We start from the raw sequence: 13748 nt of genomic DNA, 5'->3' as shown, positions 1-13748 counted from the left end.
TTCTTGTCGAGGACCGGGTGCGCGCGAGGCCCCGATCGCCTAACAGAGGATGTGGGGAGCGAATCGTGGAAGGGGTGTCGAAAAGGCTCAACTGTTCCCAGGCCTTCACGCGGGCCGTAGGCATCCTTTTCCTCCTCTGCCTGATCCTTCCCTGCACCCCGATTCCCTCGCTTGCCCAGAGCGCGCTGCCGGAGCCAGACGGCTCGGCCCAACAAGGGGAGGCACCAGCGGCGCCGAGCGGAGCGGGCACCATGAGCTCGGTCCTGCCGGGCGGCTCCACCGATCCATCCTCCCCTTCGCCGACCGACCCCTGCAACGCCTGTCCTCCGCTTCCGGCGCAGCCACAAGCCGCGCCACAAGAGCCAGCTACCCCAAGCCCGAGCCCTCCCGGAATGGCGGGCAGTGACGGCGGCGCCTCGCAAGAGAGCACACAGAGCGACACCGATCCCCCGAACCTCCCGAAGGCCCGCTGGCCGACCCGAAGCGAGCTCCTCCAATCCCAGGCCGCGCAACTCAAGGCGGCCTCGCGCGAGCCGCCAAGCGACTTCTCCGACCGGCCCGCCTGGGCACGTCCCATGGGGGATCGCAACCCCGAAGCCCAAGCGGGCCAGCCGGCGACCACTCCCCCGAAGAACGCAATTGAGCAGATCGCCAGCCTGCTCAACCAGTTGCACAACGAGATCGCCAACGGGATCGATCCGATGGAGGTCGCGGCCTTGGTCAATCTCTGGGGAATTCGGGATATGTGCTGGGCGAGTGGCATTTTGATCCCGCCATGATCCAGCGGGAGAAGGAGTTTCTCGAATTGCTCCGGCGGCATGGCGTACAAACCCTGATCATCGAGTATCCCAAGGACCAGCAGGCGAGGCTCAACCGCTACCTCGAGAATCCGACCTATGCGAACATGGCCGACGCGCTTGAGGCGTTCATCCTCGAGATGGTTGGAATGGAGCCGGCGAAAAGGGCGAAAGTGGTCGCTCGGCTAGCCCACGAGCTTCAGGCGGTCGACGCCAACCCGAGAGAGGCGCAAAGGGCCGACCCTAACCTGACCGATGCCCGAGTCGCCTTCTATCAAGCTGAGATGCGGATGGCCCGGATGTGGCTCGCTGCAAATCGAATGGGGTTTGCCGTGCTGGCGGGTGACCTTCCCCGCAACGTGGGGCTAGACAAAACGACCGGCAAGCTTGTGACTGAGAATCCCACTTCCGACCAGATCCTGGACTACTTAATGGATCCACGTGGGATGCATGACCGCAACGAGTCGATGAAGCAGGTGGCCGAGCATAGCCGCGGCCCCTTTGCCATCATCGCGGGAGAGGACCACGTAGGCTTTGGCGAGGGCCGGCTCAACGACATGTTCGAAAGGGATGGCCTCCGTGTGATTGCCATTGCCCCAGGCGAGCTAAGCCCAGAGGGACGGCTGGCCGAATCGGCCGCCTACGGGCTTGACGGGAAGAGCTTAGAGGAGCTCAACGCCGAGATGCGCAAGGGTAATGCCCAGGACCCGTTTCGGGCCGTCGATGACCGGAAGCAGCCGGCAGTGCGGACCTTGGTCCGGGCACTCTGGCTCTGGTGGAAGCAAGAGGAGGCAAAGAGGTGGAGGCGGGAAGAGGCTATGAGAAATGGACTCTCCGACCAGCCGTGGTACGAGAAAGACCCCTAACTCAGGAAAAGCCATGCAAGGAATCTTTCCCCATCTCCTCTTTCTCCTTACCCTTCTCCTCGGGTTAGCCGGTAGTGCCATGGCCCAGGAGAAATCGCCCTCTTCCCCGCCGACTCCCGAGGTTCAAGCGGTGATTGAGGAGCTCCAAAGCCTCCGAATGCCCGAAACGATCTCCTTCCTCAAGAAGGTCGATCCCAAGCTCTTTGCTGAAGCCCTCAAGACGCCCGAAGGGCGATGGGCGATGGACCTCGCCTCCCGCTGGTCGACTCCTCTCCCGGATAGCAGCACCGACGAGGGGAAGGCGAGGGTTCGGGAATATATCGACAAGCTCTCCCGAGAGTTTGCTCAAGTTCCCCGGTCGATCTTCGATCCCCTCGCCTATTGGCGGATGACAAGCTGCCCAGAATTTTCCAGCCTTCCCGAGGATGAACAGGACCAGATTCTCTATACGGAGGATGCGCTCCGCTCGGGGTTTTTCCTTGGAAAGCTCACCCCGGTTCAGCGCGAGGCCGTCTACGAGCTCCATGACCTCGACTTCTCAATTTTCAAACGGGATATCCGAATCCCTGGAATCCTAAAGGAACAATATGCGCTTTTCACCCAATGGGGTCCTCAAAAGCTCCATCAGGTTTTGGAGGCTCCCTGGTCGGCGGCCGAGTTCCTCAAGGCGCTTGGATGGGTTTTTGTCGAGGAACACCGGCACTGGAAGCTCTCGCGGATGCCGAGCTGGTTTTGGGAAGCGCTCGCCGAGTTTGTCGAAGGGCCTAACGCCTATCCCACCTTTGCCCGGATGGCAAGGGAGTCAATGTTGCCAGGCCCCTACCGTAGAGCCAGCGATGCGCTCGTCTTCCTCGCCGATGCCTTGAAGGACGATCGGATGACGCGGAGGCTCGATGAGCTTAGGGAGCAGATCGACGCCGAATTTTCTCCCGTGCGCAGGAGGGTCCGCCATTAACGGCCCTGCCCTCTTTCTCCTTACCCTTCTGCTCGGGTTAGCCGGTAGTGCCATGGCCCAGGAGAAATCGCCCTCTGCCCCGCCGACTCCCGAGGCTCAAGCGGTGATCGAAGAGCTCCGAGGGCTTCGGATGCCCCAAACCATCTCCTTCCTCAAGAAGGTCGACCCCAAGCTCTTTGCCGAAGCCCTCAAGATGCCGGAAGGAGCCTGTGCCATGATGCTCGCTTGCCGCTGGTCGACGCCGCTGCCCGATCGCTTTACCGATACCGGAAAGGCCGAGATCCACGAGCATACAGACAAGCTCTCCCGCGAGTTCGCCCAGCTCCCCCAGGCGATCCTCGAGCCCCTAGCCCAATGGAGGGTGGAGGCTGTCTGCCGAGACCTAGGTCTCCCCGAGGCAGAAGAGTGGGAACTTCTCCAAACACAGGAGACCTTCCGCTTGGCGATTTTCCTTGCAGAGCTCACCCCGGTCCAGCGCGAGGCCGTCTACGAGCTCCATGACCTGGAGCACTCGGATTTCAAACGACGCCCCCCACTGACCGAATCCATTAACGAATACTATGTTCTCTTCACCCAATGGGGGTCCCAAAAGCTCCATCAGGTCTTGGATTCCCCATGGTCAGCGGCCGAGTTCTTGAAGACGTTTGGATTGCTTTTTGTCTTAGAGGACGGGCAGTGGAAGCTCTCGCGGATGCCGAGTTGGTTTTGGGAAGAGCTCGCCGAGTTTGTCGAAGGGCCTAACGCCTATCCCACCTTTGCCCAGATGGCAAGGGTGTCGGTATTGCCGTCCAGCCCCTACCGTAATACGCGTGATGCGCTCGTCTTCCTCGCCGATGCCTTGAAGGACGATCGGATGGTGCGCGGGATGGAAGCGCTCGACACCCGGATTGAGGCCGAATTTTATCCCGTGCGCAAACGGCTCGGCCATTAACGGCCCTGCCCTCTTTCTCCGTACTATTCTCCCCGGGCTAGGCGGCATTCGGATGGCCGAGGGGAAGATTCCGGTCCCGGCGCTCATAGCACGAGGCAGGCTTCCTCAAACTCCAGGCGAGGGCTGCGGGGAAAGAGCCCGCGAGAATCTCCATGGCCGAGATTGCAGAGGAAGTTCGCCTTCCATCGGCCATCGGGGAAGAACTCCGCATTGACTTTCGAGGCGTCAAATCCCGACATCGGACCGCAGTCCAGGCCCATGGCCCGCGCGGCAAGGATGAAATAGGCCCCGGCAAGAGAGCTGTTCCGGAAGGCGGTTTCCTCGACGAGCGCGGGATTCCCGACGAACCACGAACGCGCGTCCGCGTGAGGGAAGAGCGTGGGGAGCTTCTCGTAGAACTCGACGTCCCAGGCGATGATCACGTTAACGGGGGCGGAGCGCGCCTTCTCCACGTTCCCCGGCGTTAGCGCCGGCAGCAGGCGCTCCTTGGCCGCGGATGTCGTGAGGAACACAAACCGGGCCGGGGAGCCGTTCGCGCTCGTGGGGCCGAGTCGAGTCAGAGCGTAGATCTCCTGGAGTTCTTCGACGGGAACGGGGGTCGGAAGCCAGGCCGAATGGGTGCGCGCCTTGCGGAAGAGTTGATCCAGGGCTTCGTTGGAAATTCTCTTGAGCGTCGAGGCGGTAGTCAGGCTATGGATCATGCGATGTCTTCTTTTGAATCGTTGCTGGTTGCGTTCTTTTTTGTAACCGCGTTTAGAATAGGAACGGGAGGAAACGCGCGCAAGAAGGCACATTCCTGTGACTGGGCCGGCGCATCTGGCAGATTTTGTCTATGCAGCGGAATCCTCGGAGGCGCGAGGCGAGGCGGGGTACCGGCTCTTTCTGCTCTCTGGTTGTCAAGAGACGGCAAGGAGCGAAAAGCAAGCGGAGGCAGAGCGGGCGGGCTCGCCTTGCCAGCGGCAGGAGAAAGCGAGGGAGATATGGGAGGTAGTCCCAAAGGCATGCCTCACGCGGAGAGTTGCCCCGCCGTGCGCGAGGTGCTGAACCGAGTGGGGGACAAATGGAGTATTTTGGTCGTTGTTCTCCTGCGCGACCGGTCGAAACGCTTCAGCGAGCTTCGACGGGCGATCGAGGGCATTTCGCAGCGCATGCTTACGCTGACCCTGCGGGGTCTCGAGCGAGACGGTCTGGTGAAGCGGACCGTCGAGCCAACGATCCCCCCGCGCGTCGATTACGAATTGACCGCCCTCGGCCGAACCCTCCTCAAGCCGGTACAGGCCTTGGAGGAATGGGCGCTGGAACATCGCGACGCCATCCAACACGCCCGGCGCCGGTACGATGAGACCGGGCAGCGCACGAAGGAAGCCGCGGGATGAGCGTTCATCCGGGTGAGTGCCGCTCCCGGAGCAAGCCTTCTCCATCGGTCACCGCTCCGAGATGGGCGGAGCCAACCTGGGAACGGTACTTGGCAAGGACCCCTCGCTGGTAGCGGGCCTGGGGAGGAGTCCAGCTCTCCCGGCGGCGCGCGATCTCCTGGGCCGAGAGCTCGAGCCGGATCTCCTCGGCTTCGGCATCGATGGTGATTCGATCGCCGTCTTGCACCACGGCCAGCGGTCCGCCGACTGCGGCTTCCGGGCAGATATGCCCCACGACAAAGCCGTGGCTTCCCCCCGAGAAACGCCCGTCGGTGATCAGGGCGACATCCTTGCCGAGGCCACGGCCCATGACAGCCGAGGTCGGGGAGAGCATCTCCCGCATCCCGGGTCCTCCCTTGGGGCCTTCGTACCGGATGACGATGACGTCCCCCTGGACGATCGATCCATCCAGAATGCGCGCCAAGGCCGCTTCCTCCGAGTCGAAGACGCGTGCGCTTCCGGTGAAGCGGAGACCCTCCTTCCCCGTCAGCTTGGCCACCGCGCCGAGCGGAGCGAGATTCCCGCGGAGGATGACGATGTGGCCATCGGGCTTGATCGGCTTCTCAAACGGGAAGATGATCTCCTGCCCGGCGGGATAGTCGGCGCTCCCTTCGAGATTTTCCGCGAGGGTCGTTCCGGTCACGGTCAGGCACTCTCCGTGCAGGAGCCCTTTCTCCAAGAGCCTCCGCAAAAGAGGGGGCAGGCCCCCGATCGCCGACCATTCGGCGACCGCGAACCGCCCGCTCGGCTTGAGATCGGCGAGAACCGGCACGCGCTTGCCGATGCGCTGGAAATCGTCCAGGCTGAGCTCGACCTCGGCCGCATGGGCGATGGCCAGGAGATGGAGTACCGCGTTGGTCGATCCGCCGAGCGCCATCACGACCGTGATCGCGTTTTCAAAGGCCTTCCGGGTCAGGATGTCGCGGGGGCGGATGCCGCGATCGATCAGCTGCGCGACCGCTCTTCCTGCCGCTCGACAGCCCGCCTGCTTTTCCTTGGAGATCGCGAGCTCGGTCGAGCTTCCCGGAAGGCTCATCCCGAGCGCCTCGATCGCGCAGGCCATCGTATTGGCCGTATACATCCCTCCGCAGGAGCCGGGGCCGGGAATCGCATGGCTTTCGATGCCGGCCAGATCTTCCGGGGACAAAGCGCCCTTGGCTTCCGCGCCCACCGCTTCGAAGACCGAGACAATGTCGATCTTCTTCCCGTGAAAGCAGCCGGGGAGGATGCTCCCGCCGTAGACGAAGACGCCAGGGCGGTTGAGCCGCGCCAGAGCGATCAGGCAGCCCGGCATGTTCTTGTCGCAGCCGCCGATCGCCACCAATCCGTCCATCCCCTCCGCTGCCGCGACCGTCTCGACCGAGTCGGCGATCACTTCCCGCGAGACCAGGGAGTACTTCATCCCCTCGGTGCCCATCGAAATCCCGTCGGAAACGGTGATCGTATTGAAGATGAGCGCCTTGGTGCCCGCTTCCTCCGCACCCGATGCCGCTTCCCGAGCTAGCGCGTCGATGTGCATGTTGCAGGGGGTGACCTGGCTCCAGGTCGATGCGATTCCGATCAGATCCTTCTGCCCGAACTCCTCTTTCCGGAATCCCAACGGGTAGAGCATCGAGCGGTTTGGTGCCCGCGAGGCTCCGTCGAAGATCTGGCGCGAGTAGGCCCGGTGGCAGCCGGACGATGGCCCTTGGGAGGCGGATGATGCTTCGGTCGTCGTTTCCATGGGAGTTCCTTTCTGGGAGGTCGTGGAGTCCCGTGTCAATCGGTTAATCGGAAAAAGGCTCGCGCATTGCGCGAGCTCATCTCGGCCACGGCCGACGAGGGCAGCCCGCGCAGACGGGCGATCTCTTCACCTACCAGGCGGACGTGCCAGGGCTCGCACCGCCTGCCCCGATAGGGGACGGGGGCCAGGAAGGGGCAGTCGGTCTCGACGAAGAACCGGTCGGTCGGCACCGCTCGGGCGCTCGCGTGGGCTAGCGGTGCGTTGGAAAAGGTGACGATTCCGGTGAAGGAGACGAAGTGGCCGCGCTGGATCAATTCCTGCTGCCGTTCCGGACCTTCTCCGAAGCAGTGGAAGACACAAGGGACCGCATTGCCCGTTTCCTCGAGAAGCGCAAGGGTCTCCTCCCACGCGGATCGCTGATGGATGACCACGGGGAGCTCTCTTCTTCTAGCCAGGGCGAGTTGGGCTCGGAAGATCCGTCGCTGGCTCTCCTTTTCGCGTTCCGCCGCTTCTGGATCGGAGGGAAGGCGGTGGTAGTCGAGGCCGATTTCCCCAATGGCGGCCACCTCCTTGCGCGAGACAATGTCTTGGAGCTCCTCGAGGAAATCGGGTGGAGCTTCATGGGCGCTCTTCGGGTGGATGCCCACAGTGCAGGCCAGCGTCGGGTGCTCCTGTGCCAGGGCGAGCGAGGCGCGGCTCGATCCGAGGTCGGTCGCGACGATGAGGATGCGGTCGATCCCCTCCGCTTGCGCTCGGGCGATGACCTCTTCCCGATCCTTCGAGAACTCCGGGAAATCGAGATGGGCGTGGGTATCGATCCACATGGTTAATCCAAGATAATCGTCAGGCCATCGAAAGCGACTCCAACGCCGCTCGGAAGAGCGGCTTCCCGATCCCGGTGGCTCTTATGGTGCGTCAGATGGGTCAGGTAGGTCTGCCGCGCCTCGGCATGCGCCGCGATCTTGACCGCCTGCTGCGCCGTCAGGTGCGTGGGATGGGGCTCGTCCCGGAGCCCGTCGATGATCAGGACTTCGACCGAGCGGATCGCCGAGAGGATGTTCTCCGGAACGGCCTGGCAGTCGCTCAGGTAGGCGAGGAGCTTGCGCCCGGCGCGTTCGAGCAGGTAGCCGAAGGTGGTGACGTGACCGTGGGGGACGGGCAAGGGAGTCACGAGGAAGCTGCCGAGAGGAAAGGGACCCTCTACCGGGTGAGGCAAGAGGCGGACGTAGGCGGCCGCCTCCGCCTTAGGGTCAAAAGCGTAGGGAAACATCCGGCTGAGAATCTGCAGAGTGGCAGCCGGGCCGTAAATGGGAAGGCGTTCCCGGCGGAGCTCGCAGAAACGGCGCAAATCGTCGAGGCCGAGAACGTGATCGGCGTGATGGTGGGTGTAGAGGACCGCACCGACGTCGGTGATTCCTTCCCGGAGGCATTGCGCGCGCAGATCGGTGGCCGTGTCGATGAGAAAGGGAAGGGCTCCCTCGTCGACGTAGAGCGACGCGCGGGTGCGGCGATCCCGGGGGTCGGGAGAAAGACAGACCGGGCATCGGCAACCGATCATCGGCACTCCCTGCGAGGTGCCCGAACCCAACACCAGCGCCCGCAGGAGGGGAGCGGTCGTTCGACTCATCCGGAGACTCCTTTACCAACAAAGGAAGCGGTCGCCGAGGAATTCCTCGCTTCTGTCTTGGCAACGAGGGTAAACTGCCGGCTTCCGTGGAAGAGCAAAAGGGAATCCAAGGCGCGGCCGGGTTGACTTGCCGCCGGAAGCACATAGTGTGATCGAGTGAGGACTGGAGTTGTTCTGGCAGGAAATTGCCATGGAGTTGCGGTGCTCAAGGTCATCGGTGCTGGCTCGTTCGAGCATTCGTTCTCTCTTCGTCAATATTGCGAGAATTTCATTCAATGTGGAAGCGAGAGGTTCCTGGTCGATCTGACGGAGTGCACCTATCTCGACAGCACCTTTCTTGGCACGCTGGCGGGTCCAGCGCTGAAGCTGAGAAAGACCGGCGGTACTTTTCAAGTCGCCGGAAGCAGCCGTCGGGTGGCGGAGTCGATTCGAACCTTGGGGTTGGATCGACTCTTCGAGTGCGTAGAGCATCTCACGCCCTACGACGCGGGCGATCTTCGACCCTTGGAGTCGGGTGCGCCGCACCGGGAGACGACCGGCGAGCTGCTTCTTCAGGCTCATCAGACTCTCCTGGAGTGTGATCCAAAGAATGCACCGAAGTTCCAGGACCTGGTTTCCTATCTGAGCGCCGAAGTCGGTCGCAGGAACCGCCCGGAATCCAGTTAGTTGACATGCCTCAGCGATTGCGTGACCGCGACGCAGCGAAGGGCTGGGATGCGAGGCAGGTACGCCGATCTTCCACCGGAGTGGTGAGGAGGGAAGGCCTCACGGAGGGAGCCGGGTTGCTTGGCACGCCGCGGGAGAACGCCTGGCCGAAGTGCGACCCGGCTTTGCGCGAGGGACGGGAAGTACTTTGCCGCAGGCAGGAGAACGTGTGGAAACGGTACGAGCCAATCCCCTCAGTTCTTCTCACGAGTCTCTGCTTCTGATTGCAGAATTAGGAAGCGCGCTCGAGACCGGAGCCGATCCGTCGTCGCTAATCTATAGCTTGTTAGAGCGCTTGGCAGCGCTTCTCAAAGCCTCGGCCATCGCCTTGCTCTCCGGAGGCGAGGGAGGAGAGATCGGGACATTCTGGGGACCGGGGGAGCGATCGACCGAGCTGCAGAGGATCATCGAGCGGTACGGGAAGAGAGGGGGAGAGGGCGATGGATCGCCGGCGATCGAGGAAGACGGATCCTGGACCCTCCTTCCGCTGAGCGGGAGGGGCTTCCTGGCGGTCCGCCTCGAGCCGAAGGGGGTGGTTCCCCCCGCCGTGCAGAGCGCCGCTCTCGCGGTCGCGGAAGCGGCTCTGCGGCTGACAAGGCGGTCGCTCCCCCGCGTCGCTGATCGAAGGAGTCGCCTCCTGGAGGCCGAACTGCTCGCCGCAGGCCTCTTTCAAGCCTCCCTTTTTCCCCGAACGGCTCCGGCCTTGCCCGGCTTCCGTGTAGCCGCCGTTCACCTGTCGGCGGGGGAGTTGAGCGGAGACTTTTGCGACCTGTTGCCCATCACCCCCCATGCCTGCGGCATCCTCGTGGGAGATGTAGCCGGAAAGGGCATTGCTGCCGCCTTGGTCGGAGGGATGTGCCGAGTCGCCGTGCGCTCTCAGGTCGCGGCTTCGCTTTCTCCGTCAGAAGTCTTGTGCCGGGTGAACCGCCTGCTTCACGGAGACCTTGTCGAGCGGAGTCTTGTGGCCATGCTCTACGCGGTGATCGATACGGAGACTCGGGAGATTCGACTGGCCCGAGCGGGGCAGGAGCAACCTCTCCTGCGGCAGGCCTCCGGCGTCGTCGAGCTCGACGCCCCAGGGTTTTGCCTGGGGATCGATTCGGGCGAAAGCTTCGACGCGGCCCTTGCGGACGTGTCCCTGGTGTTGGAGCCGGGGGATCTCTTGCTCTTCTACACCGACGGGATGACCGATGCGGTGGCTCCGTGCGGGGCGATGTTCGACAAGGGGAGACTCACCGCGACGCTCGGCAGGACGGGGACGCTCGGCGCGCAGGCCTCCCTGGAGGTCCTCTGTCAAGAGCTGGCTTCCTTCCGCTCTCCGGGAGGTCTGGCCGACGACGTGACGCTTGTTGCGCTTGAGCGAGTCCGAAGCTAAGGTAAGGATTTTGTTATGACCGTACATCCTGGAAGGACCTTCTCCTCGGAACCGCCCGCGGAGGATACCCCCGCTTTTTCGGTGGTTAGCCAGGAGAGGATCGATCAGTGGCGGCGGCGATCGCAGGAGGCGGACGAGATGCAGGACCGCCTGTTGCGATCGCTGGCGGAATGGGAGAATGCGCGGAAGAGGATGGCCAAGGAGAAAGAGGAGGCGATCCGGTTGGCGAACACGACGTTTCTTCAGACGCTTCTTCCCGTCATCGACAACTTTTATCTGGGGGTGGAAGCGGCACAGAACGCGACCGACGGCCCGTCGATCGCTCAGGGGATGAAGATGATCTTGTCGCAGCTCCAAACCCTCCTTCGAGAAGAGGGCGTGGAGGCGGTCGAGGCGGTCGGCCAGCCATTCGATCCCCATCGGCATGAGGCGGTCGGCTTTGTCGACACGGAGGAGATCGAGGAGGGGACCGTCGCCACGCAGAAGCGAAATGGCTATCTTTACAAAGGCCGCCTGCTCCGGCCCGCCCTGGTCTACGTCGCCCGAAAGCCTTCCTCCGGCGCGGACGGTCGGGAAGAAGGGGAAGAAACTCGCACACCGGAACCATGACCTCTTCCCGGGATTATTACGAGATTCTCGGAGTCGCGAAAGGGGCCAGCGCCGAGGAGATCAAGAAGGCCTACCGCAAGCTGGCCTTGAAGTATCATCCCGATCGAAACGCGGGAGATCGGGCTGCGGAGGAGAAGTTCAAGGAGTTGAGCAAGGCCTACGAGGCGCTCAGCGATCCCGAAAGACGAGCGGCATATGACCGCTACGGGCCTGCAGCCTTTGAGGCGCAGGGAGGAGCGACCAGTGCTGGCTTTCATGATCCCTTCGAGATTTTCAAGGAGGTCTTCGGTGGTTCCGGTCTCTTCGGCGAAGGCGTCTTTGGGAGCCTGTTTGAGGAAGCCTTCGGCGTGGGAGGGAACAAGCGTTCCCGCCAGGAAAGGGGTGCCGATCTCCGTTGCGATCTCGAAATCGACTTCGAGGAGGCGGCCTTGGGCTGCGAAAAGCAGATCGCCTTCCCCAAGCTCGATGTCTGCTCGGCTTGCGGAGGGAGCGGCGTTGCCCCGGGCTCTTCGAGGAAGGCTTGTCCCACCTGTCATGGGCAGGGCCAGGTGCGCGTGACGCGCGGCTTCCTGACCGTCGCGCAGACCTGTCCGCGGTGCCAGGGGACCGGTGCGGTCGTCGAACGGCCCTGCGCCTCCTGTCGGGGAGAAGGGAGGGTGAAACAGACCGCGGAGATGAGCATCAAGATTCCCGCCGGCATCGACGACGGTTATCGGCTTCGTCTGGCGGGCTACGGAGAGCGAGGGTCCGCCGGAGGACCCGCAGGCGATCTCTACGTGGTTGTGCATGTGCGGCGGCACGAGGTCTTCGAAAGGCAGGGAAATGATCTCTATTGCGACATGCCGATCAGCTTCGTGCAGGCAGCACTCGGTGGGGAGGCAACCGTTCCCTGCCTGGTCGGGAAGGCGACGCTCAAGATTCCCGCGGGAACGCAGAGCGGCCAGGTCTTCCGTCTGCGCGGGCGCGGCGTCGCCGATGTGCATGGTCGAGGGATCGGCGATCTACTGGTCCGGGTAGCGGTCGAGGTGCCCACGCGCCTCAATGCGGAGCAGCGTGAAAAGCTCGAGGCCTTTGCGGCGAGCTGTGCGCCCGATACCCATCCGCAGCAGGAAGGCTTTCTCGAACGCGCCAAGCGGTTCTTTAGCGGGGAGTGACCGCGGCCGCCGTTCCTAGAACCATAGACCACCATCCCACCACCAGGGAAGGTCGTCGATGACGTCGGCCGAACCGTTCTGCCGACGGTTCGCGTGCCGGGATTGCGCCGGCAATGCCCAGGTGGCGCCCAATGCCCGCGTTTCCGGGAGCAAAGGCGCGGGCGGCTCTCGCAAGCCTCCCGACCCGGCATGCGCTGCCTGCGCCGCTTTGAGCCTCCTCCGAACCTCCGACCAGAACGACCACACAGGCTTCGCCCGATTCCTCGCGGGTAGGGCAAAGGTGAGGTGGCCGCCATTGCGGGCCGGCGCGGGCGGCCTCCCGCACGGTCGGACGCTTGGGAGAGGCCCAAGCCTCTCCTGGCCACGGCATAGGCCGCGCCCTGGTGAGACCTCATACCGTGATGACGCGCGTGGTTCATGGCACCCATCACGGAAGTATAGGCCGGATCGACTTCGATCCCCTCGACTCCGGCTCGAAAACACCCCGCCTTGAGCATGGCGATGGTCTTGGAGTAGCCAAACGACGAGATCTTCCTGGCGGCGGATGGACTTGCCACCTCAAGCTCAGCCCTCCTTTTCTTGAGATCCAGCCGCTCAAGGACCAGGGGAAGACCACGCTCCCGGGCCATCTCCACAATCATCCTCGCCGCGTCGCCGATGATCGCCTTGGCTTGATCTTCGGTCTTGCCGTAGAGGTTGAGATCCACCCGAAGGGCCCGCCGCAGGTTGCCGAACCGGTCCGTCACCGCCACGGCCAGATGGTCGTGGTTGATGTCGATCCCAAGCGCTCCCGCCAGACGGCTCGTCGCAATGGGAACGGGCCTGGCCGGGACGCTCGCGAAGACCCGCCAGCCCTTCCGATCCCTCAGAAAGCGGTAGCTTACCGCCACTCCCTCCCGCTTCCGGACAGGCTTGCCCGTCTTGGTTTGCGAGAAGACAACCCGGCTCGCGGCAAGCGCCTGAAGGATCTCCTCCTGGCCATAGGCGAATCGCACGTCGGGAATGACCAGAAGCTTGCCATCCGAGGCCAGTGCGTCGGGAAGACGCAGACGCAGCGTGAGACTGCCGTCGTCCTCGGCCGAAGCCTGGCAGGACTGGTTGCCCGCGGTCTCGTCCTTCGAGCCGATCACGAAGAACTGGGCGCTCCGTGCGGATTGCCAATCCTTTTTCCACTCCGCATGGCTGGCGTAGCCGTTCTCCTCGAGGGCAAACTGCTTGCGGAAGAGGCGGCGGGAGCCGAAGCAGAGGCGGACGCGACCCGAGTCCCGGTCGGCGATCCGTGCCGCAAGCCTGGCGCGAAGGTTCCCAAGCCGCCGCTTCTTCTGATGAAGCTTCTCGGAGCCCGGCTCCCTCGCCGAGAGAATGCGGATGACCCTTTCGGCTCTCTGGATGCGGGCCTCGGCCTCGACGATCCACTCCGGAAGCCGCTCCCGGATCGAGGCGATCTTGCCCTCGAGACCCACGCGAATCGCGTGGAACTGCCGGGCGGTGATCCCAAAGCGCCGCAGGAACTCACACTTGAGATCGCCCATCGGAATCCCCCCCCGCATCCTGGCAAAGAGTGTCCGCTTGGGCTCGCCCGTAGTGATCC

At 63.4% G+C, this 13748-nt stretch carries 13 protein-coding genes and 1 pseudogene; 9 read left to right on the top strand and 5 right to left on the bottom strand.

Features of this window, described 5'->3' with window-relative positions:
* Positions 1-65 precede the first annotated feature (65 nt).
* The 4 genes from MacB4_RS05380 to MacB4_RS05365 all read left to right on the top strand — a co-directional run bounded on the left by MacB4_RS05380 (position 66) and on the right by MacB4_RS05365 (position 3549).
* Complete coding sequence (locus MacB4_RS05380; protein WP_206864811.1) at positions 66-779, top strand: hypothetical protein; 714 nt, start codon at positions 66-68, stop codon at positions 777-779.
* Positions 746-1663: a hypothetical protein gene (locus tag MacB4_RS05375; protein WP_206864810.1), complete on the top strand. Its 918-nt coding sequence runs from the start codon at positions 746-748 to the stop codon at positions 1661-1663. The genes MacB4_RS05380 and MacB4_RS05375 overlap by 34 nt, the downstream gene beginning before the upstream one ends.
* A 13-nt stretch (positions 1664-1676) precedes the next feature.
* On the top strand, positions 1677-2618 hold the full coding sequence (locus MacB4_RS05370; RefSeq protein WP_206864809.1) for a hypothetical protein: 942 nt from the start codon (positions 1677-1679) through the stop codon (positions 2616-2618).
* A gap of 130 nt (positions 2619-2748) precedes the next feature.
* Positions 2749-3549, top strand: coding sequence for a hypothetical protein (locus MacB4_RS05365; RefSeq protein WP_206864808.1), 801 nt, complete (start codon positions 2749-2751; stop codon positions 3547-3549).
* An 83-nt stretch (positions 3550-3632) separates the two neighbouring features.
* Here the strand turns inward: MacB4_RS05365 and MacB4_RS05360 are convergent, their stop codons facing one another.
* Positions 3633-4250 (bottom strand): malonic semialdehyde reductase, encoded by a 618-nt coding sequence (locus tag MacB4_RS05360; protein WP_206864807.1) that lies wholly within the window; start codon positions 4248-4250, stop codon positions 3633-3635.
* Between the two features lie 300 nt (positions 4251-4550).
* On the opposite strand from MacB4_RS05360, the gene MacB4_RS05355 reads away from it, so the two are divergent.
* Positions 4551-4925, top strand: a complete 375-nt coding sequence (locus MacB4_RS05355) for a helix-turn-helix domain-containing protein (RefSeq protein ID WP_242529353.1) — start codon at positions 4551-4553, stop codon at positions 4923-4925.
* A gap of 4 nt (positions 4926-4929) precedes the next feature.
* Here MacB4_RS05355 and ilvD read toward each other — a convergent pair whose 3' ends face one another.
* Genes ilvD through MacB4_RS05340 form a run of 3 tightly spaced genes read right to left on the bottom strand, consistent with a single transcriptional unit; the run spans position 4930 to position 8314 of the window.
* On the bottom strand, positions 4930-6687 hold the full coding sequence (ilvD, locus tag MacB4_RS05350; RefSeq protein ID WP_206864805.1) for a dihydroxy-acid dehydratase: 1758 nt from the start codon (positions 6685-6687) through the stop codon (positions 4930-4932).
* Between the two features lie 35 nt (positions 6688-6722).
* Complete coding sequence (locus MacB4_RS05345) at positions 6723-7511, bottom strand: TatD family hydrolase (protein WP_206864804.1); 789 nt, start codon at positions 7509-7511, stop codon at positions 6723-6725.
* 2 nt (positions 7512-7513) lie between these two features.
* Positions 7514-8314: an MBL fold metallo-hydrolase gene (locus tag MacB4_RS05340; protein WP_242529352.1), complete on the bottom strand. Its 801-nt coding sequence runs from the start codon at positions 8312-8314 to the stop codon at positions 7514-7516.
* Between the two features lie 201 nt (positions 8315-8515).
* Between MacB4_RS05340 and MacB4_RS05335 the strand changes: the two genes are divergently transcribed.
* The 4 genes from MacB4_RS05335 (at position 8516) to dnaJ (ending at position 12157) form a co-directional block, all read left to right on the top strand.
* Positions 8516-8980 carry an STAS domain-containing protein gene (locus MacB4_RS05335; RefSeq protein WP_206864803.1) on the top strand — a complete coding sequence of 155 codons (465 nt, stop codon included), beginning with the start codon at positions 8516-8518 and terminating at the stop codon, positions 8978-8980.
* A gap of 322 nt (positions 8981-9302) precedes the next feature.
* Positions 9303-10394 (top strand): PP2C family protein-serine/threonine phosphatase, encoded by a 1092-nt coding sequence (locus MacB4_RS05330; protein WP_206864802.1) that lies wholly within the window; start codon positions 9303-9305, stop codon positions 10392-10394.
* Between the two features lie 15 nt (positions 10395-10409).
* Positions 10410-11003, top strand: coding sequence for a nucleotide exchange factor GrpE (locus MacB4_RS05325; protein ID WP_206864801.1), 594 nt, complete (start codon positions 10410-10412; stop codon positions 11001-11003).
* Positions 11000-12157 carry a molecular chaperone DnaJ gene (gene dnaJ, locus MacB4_RS05320; protein WP_206864800.1) on the top strand — a complete coding sequence of 386 codons (1158 nt, stop codon included), beginning with the start codon at positions 11000-11002 and terminating at the stop codon, positions 12155-12157. Before MacB4_RS05325 ends, dnaJ begins: the two co-directional genes overlap by 4 nt.
* Positions 12158-12648: 491 nt before the next feature.
* Here the strand turns inward: dnaJ and MacB4_RS11225 are convergent.
* Positions 12649-12786: pseudogene (locus MacB4_RS11225) on the bottom strand (hypothetical protein); the annotation flags it as partial.
* Positions 12787-13748: the final 962 nt, after the last annotated feature.

The organism is Methylacidimicrobium sp. B4 (assembly GCF_017310545.1).
Lineage (GTDB): Bacteria > Verrucomicrobiota > Verrucomicrobiia > Methylacidiphilales > Methylacidiphilaceae > Methylacidimicrobium.
The sequence above is the reverse complement of the archived record's forward strand: the minus strand, read 5'-3'. Positions and strand labels throughout refer to the sequence as shown.

Excerpts from the sequence above, each read along its gene's own strand:
- MacB4_RS05370 (WP_206864809.1), top strand. The coding sequence starts at position 1,677 with ATGCAAGGAATCTTTCCCCATCTCCTCTTTCTCCTTACCCTTCTCCTC.
- MacB4_RS05365 (WP_206864808.1), top strand. The coding sequence starts at position 2,749 with ATGCCCCAAACCATCTCCTTCCTCAAGAAGGTCGACCCCAAGCTCTTT.
- MacB4_RS05360 (WP_206864807.1), bottom strand. The coding sequence starts at position 4,250 with ATGATCCATAGCCTGACTACCGCCTCGACGCTCAAGAGAATTTCCAAC.
- MacB4_RS05355 (WP_242529353.1), top strand. The coding sequence starts at position 4,551 with ATGCCTCACGCGGAGAGTTGCCCCGCCGTGCGCGAGGTGCTGAACCGA.
- ilvD (WP_206864805.1), bottom strand. The coding sequence starts at position 6,687 with ATGGAAACGACGACCGAAGCATCATCCGCCTCCCAAGGGCCATCGTCC.
- MacB4_RS05345 (WP_206864804.1), bottom strand. The coding sequence starts at position 7,511 with ATGTGGATCGATACCCACGCCCATCTCGATTTCCCGGAGTTCTCGAAG.
- MacB4_RS05340 (WP_242529352.1), bottom strand. The coding sequence starts at position 8,314 with ATGAGTCGAACGACCGCTCCCCTCCTGCGGGCGCTGGTGTTGGGTTCG.
- MacB4_RS05325 (WP_206864801.1), top strand. The coding sequence starts at position 10,410 with ATGACCGTACATCCTGGAAGGACCTTCTCCTCGGAACCGCCCGCGGAG.
- dnaJ (WP_206864800.1), top strand. The coding sequence starts at position 11,000 with ATGACCTCTTCCCGGGATTATTACGAGATTCTCGGAGTCGCGAAAGGG.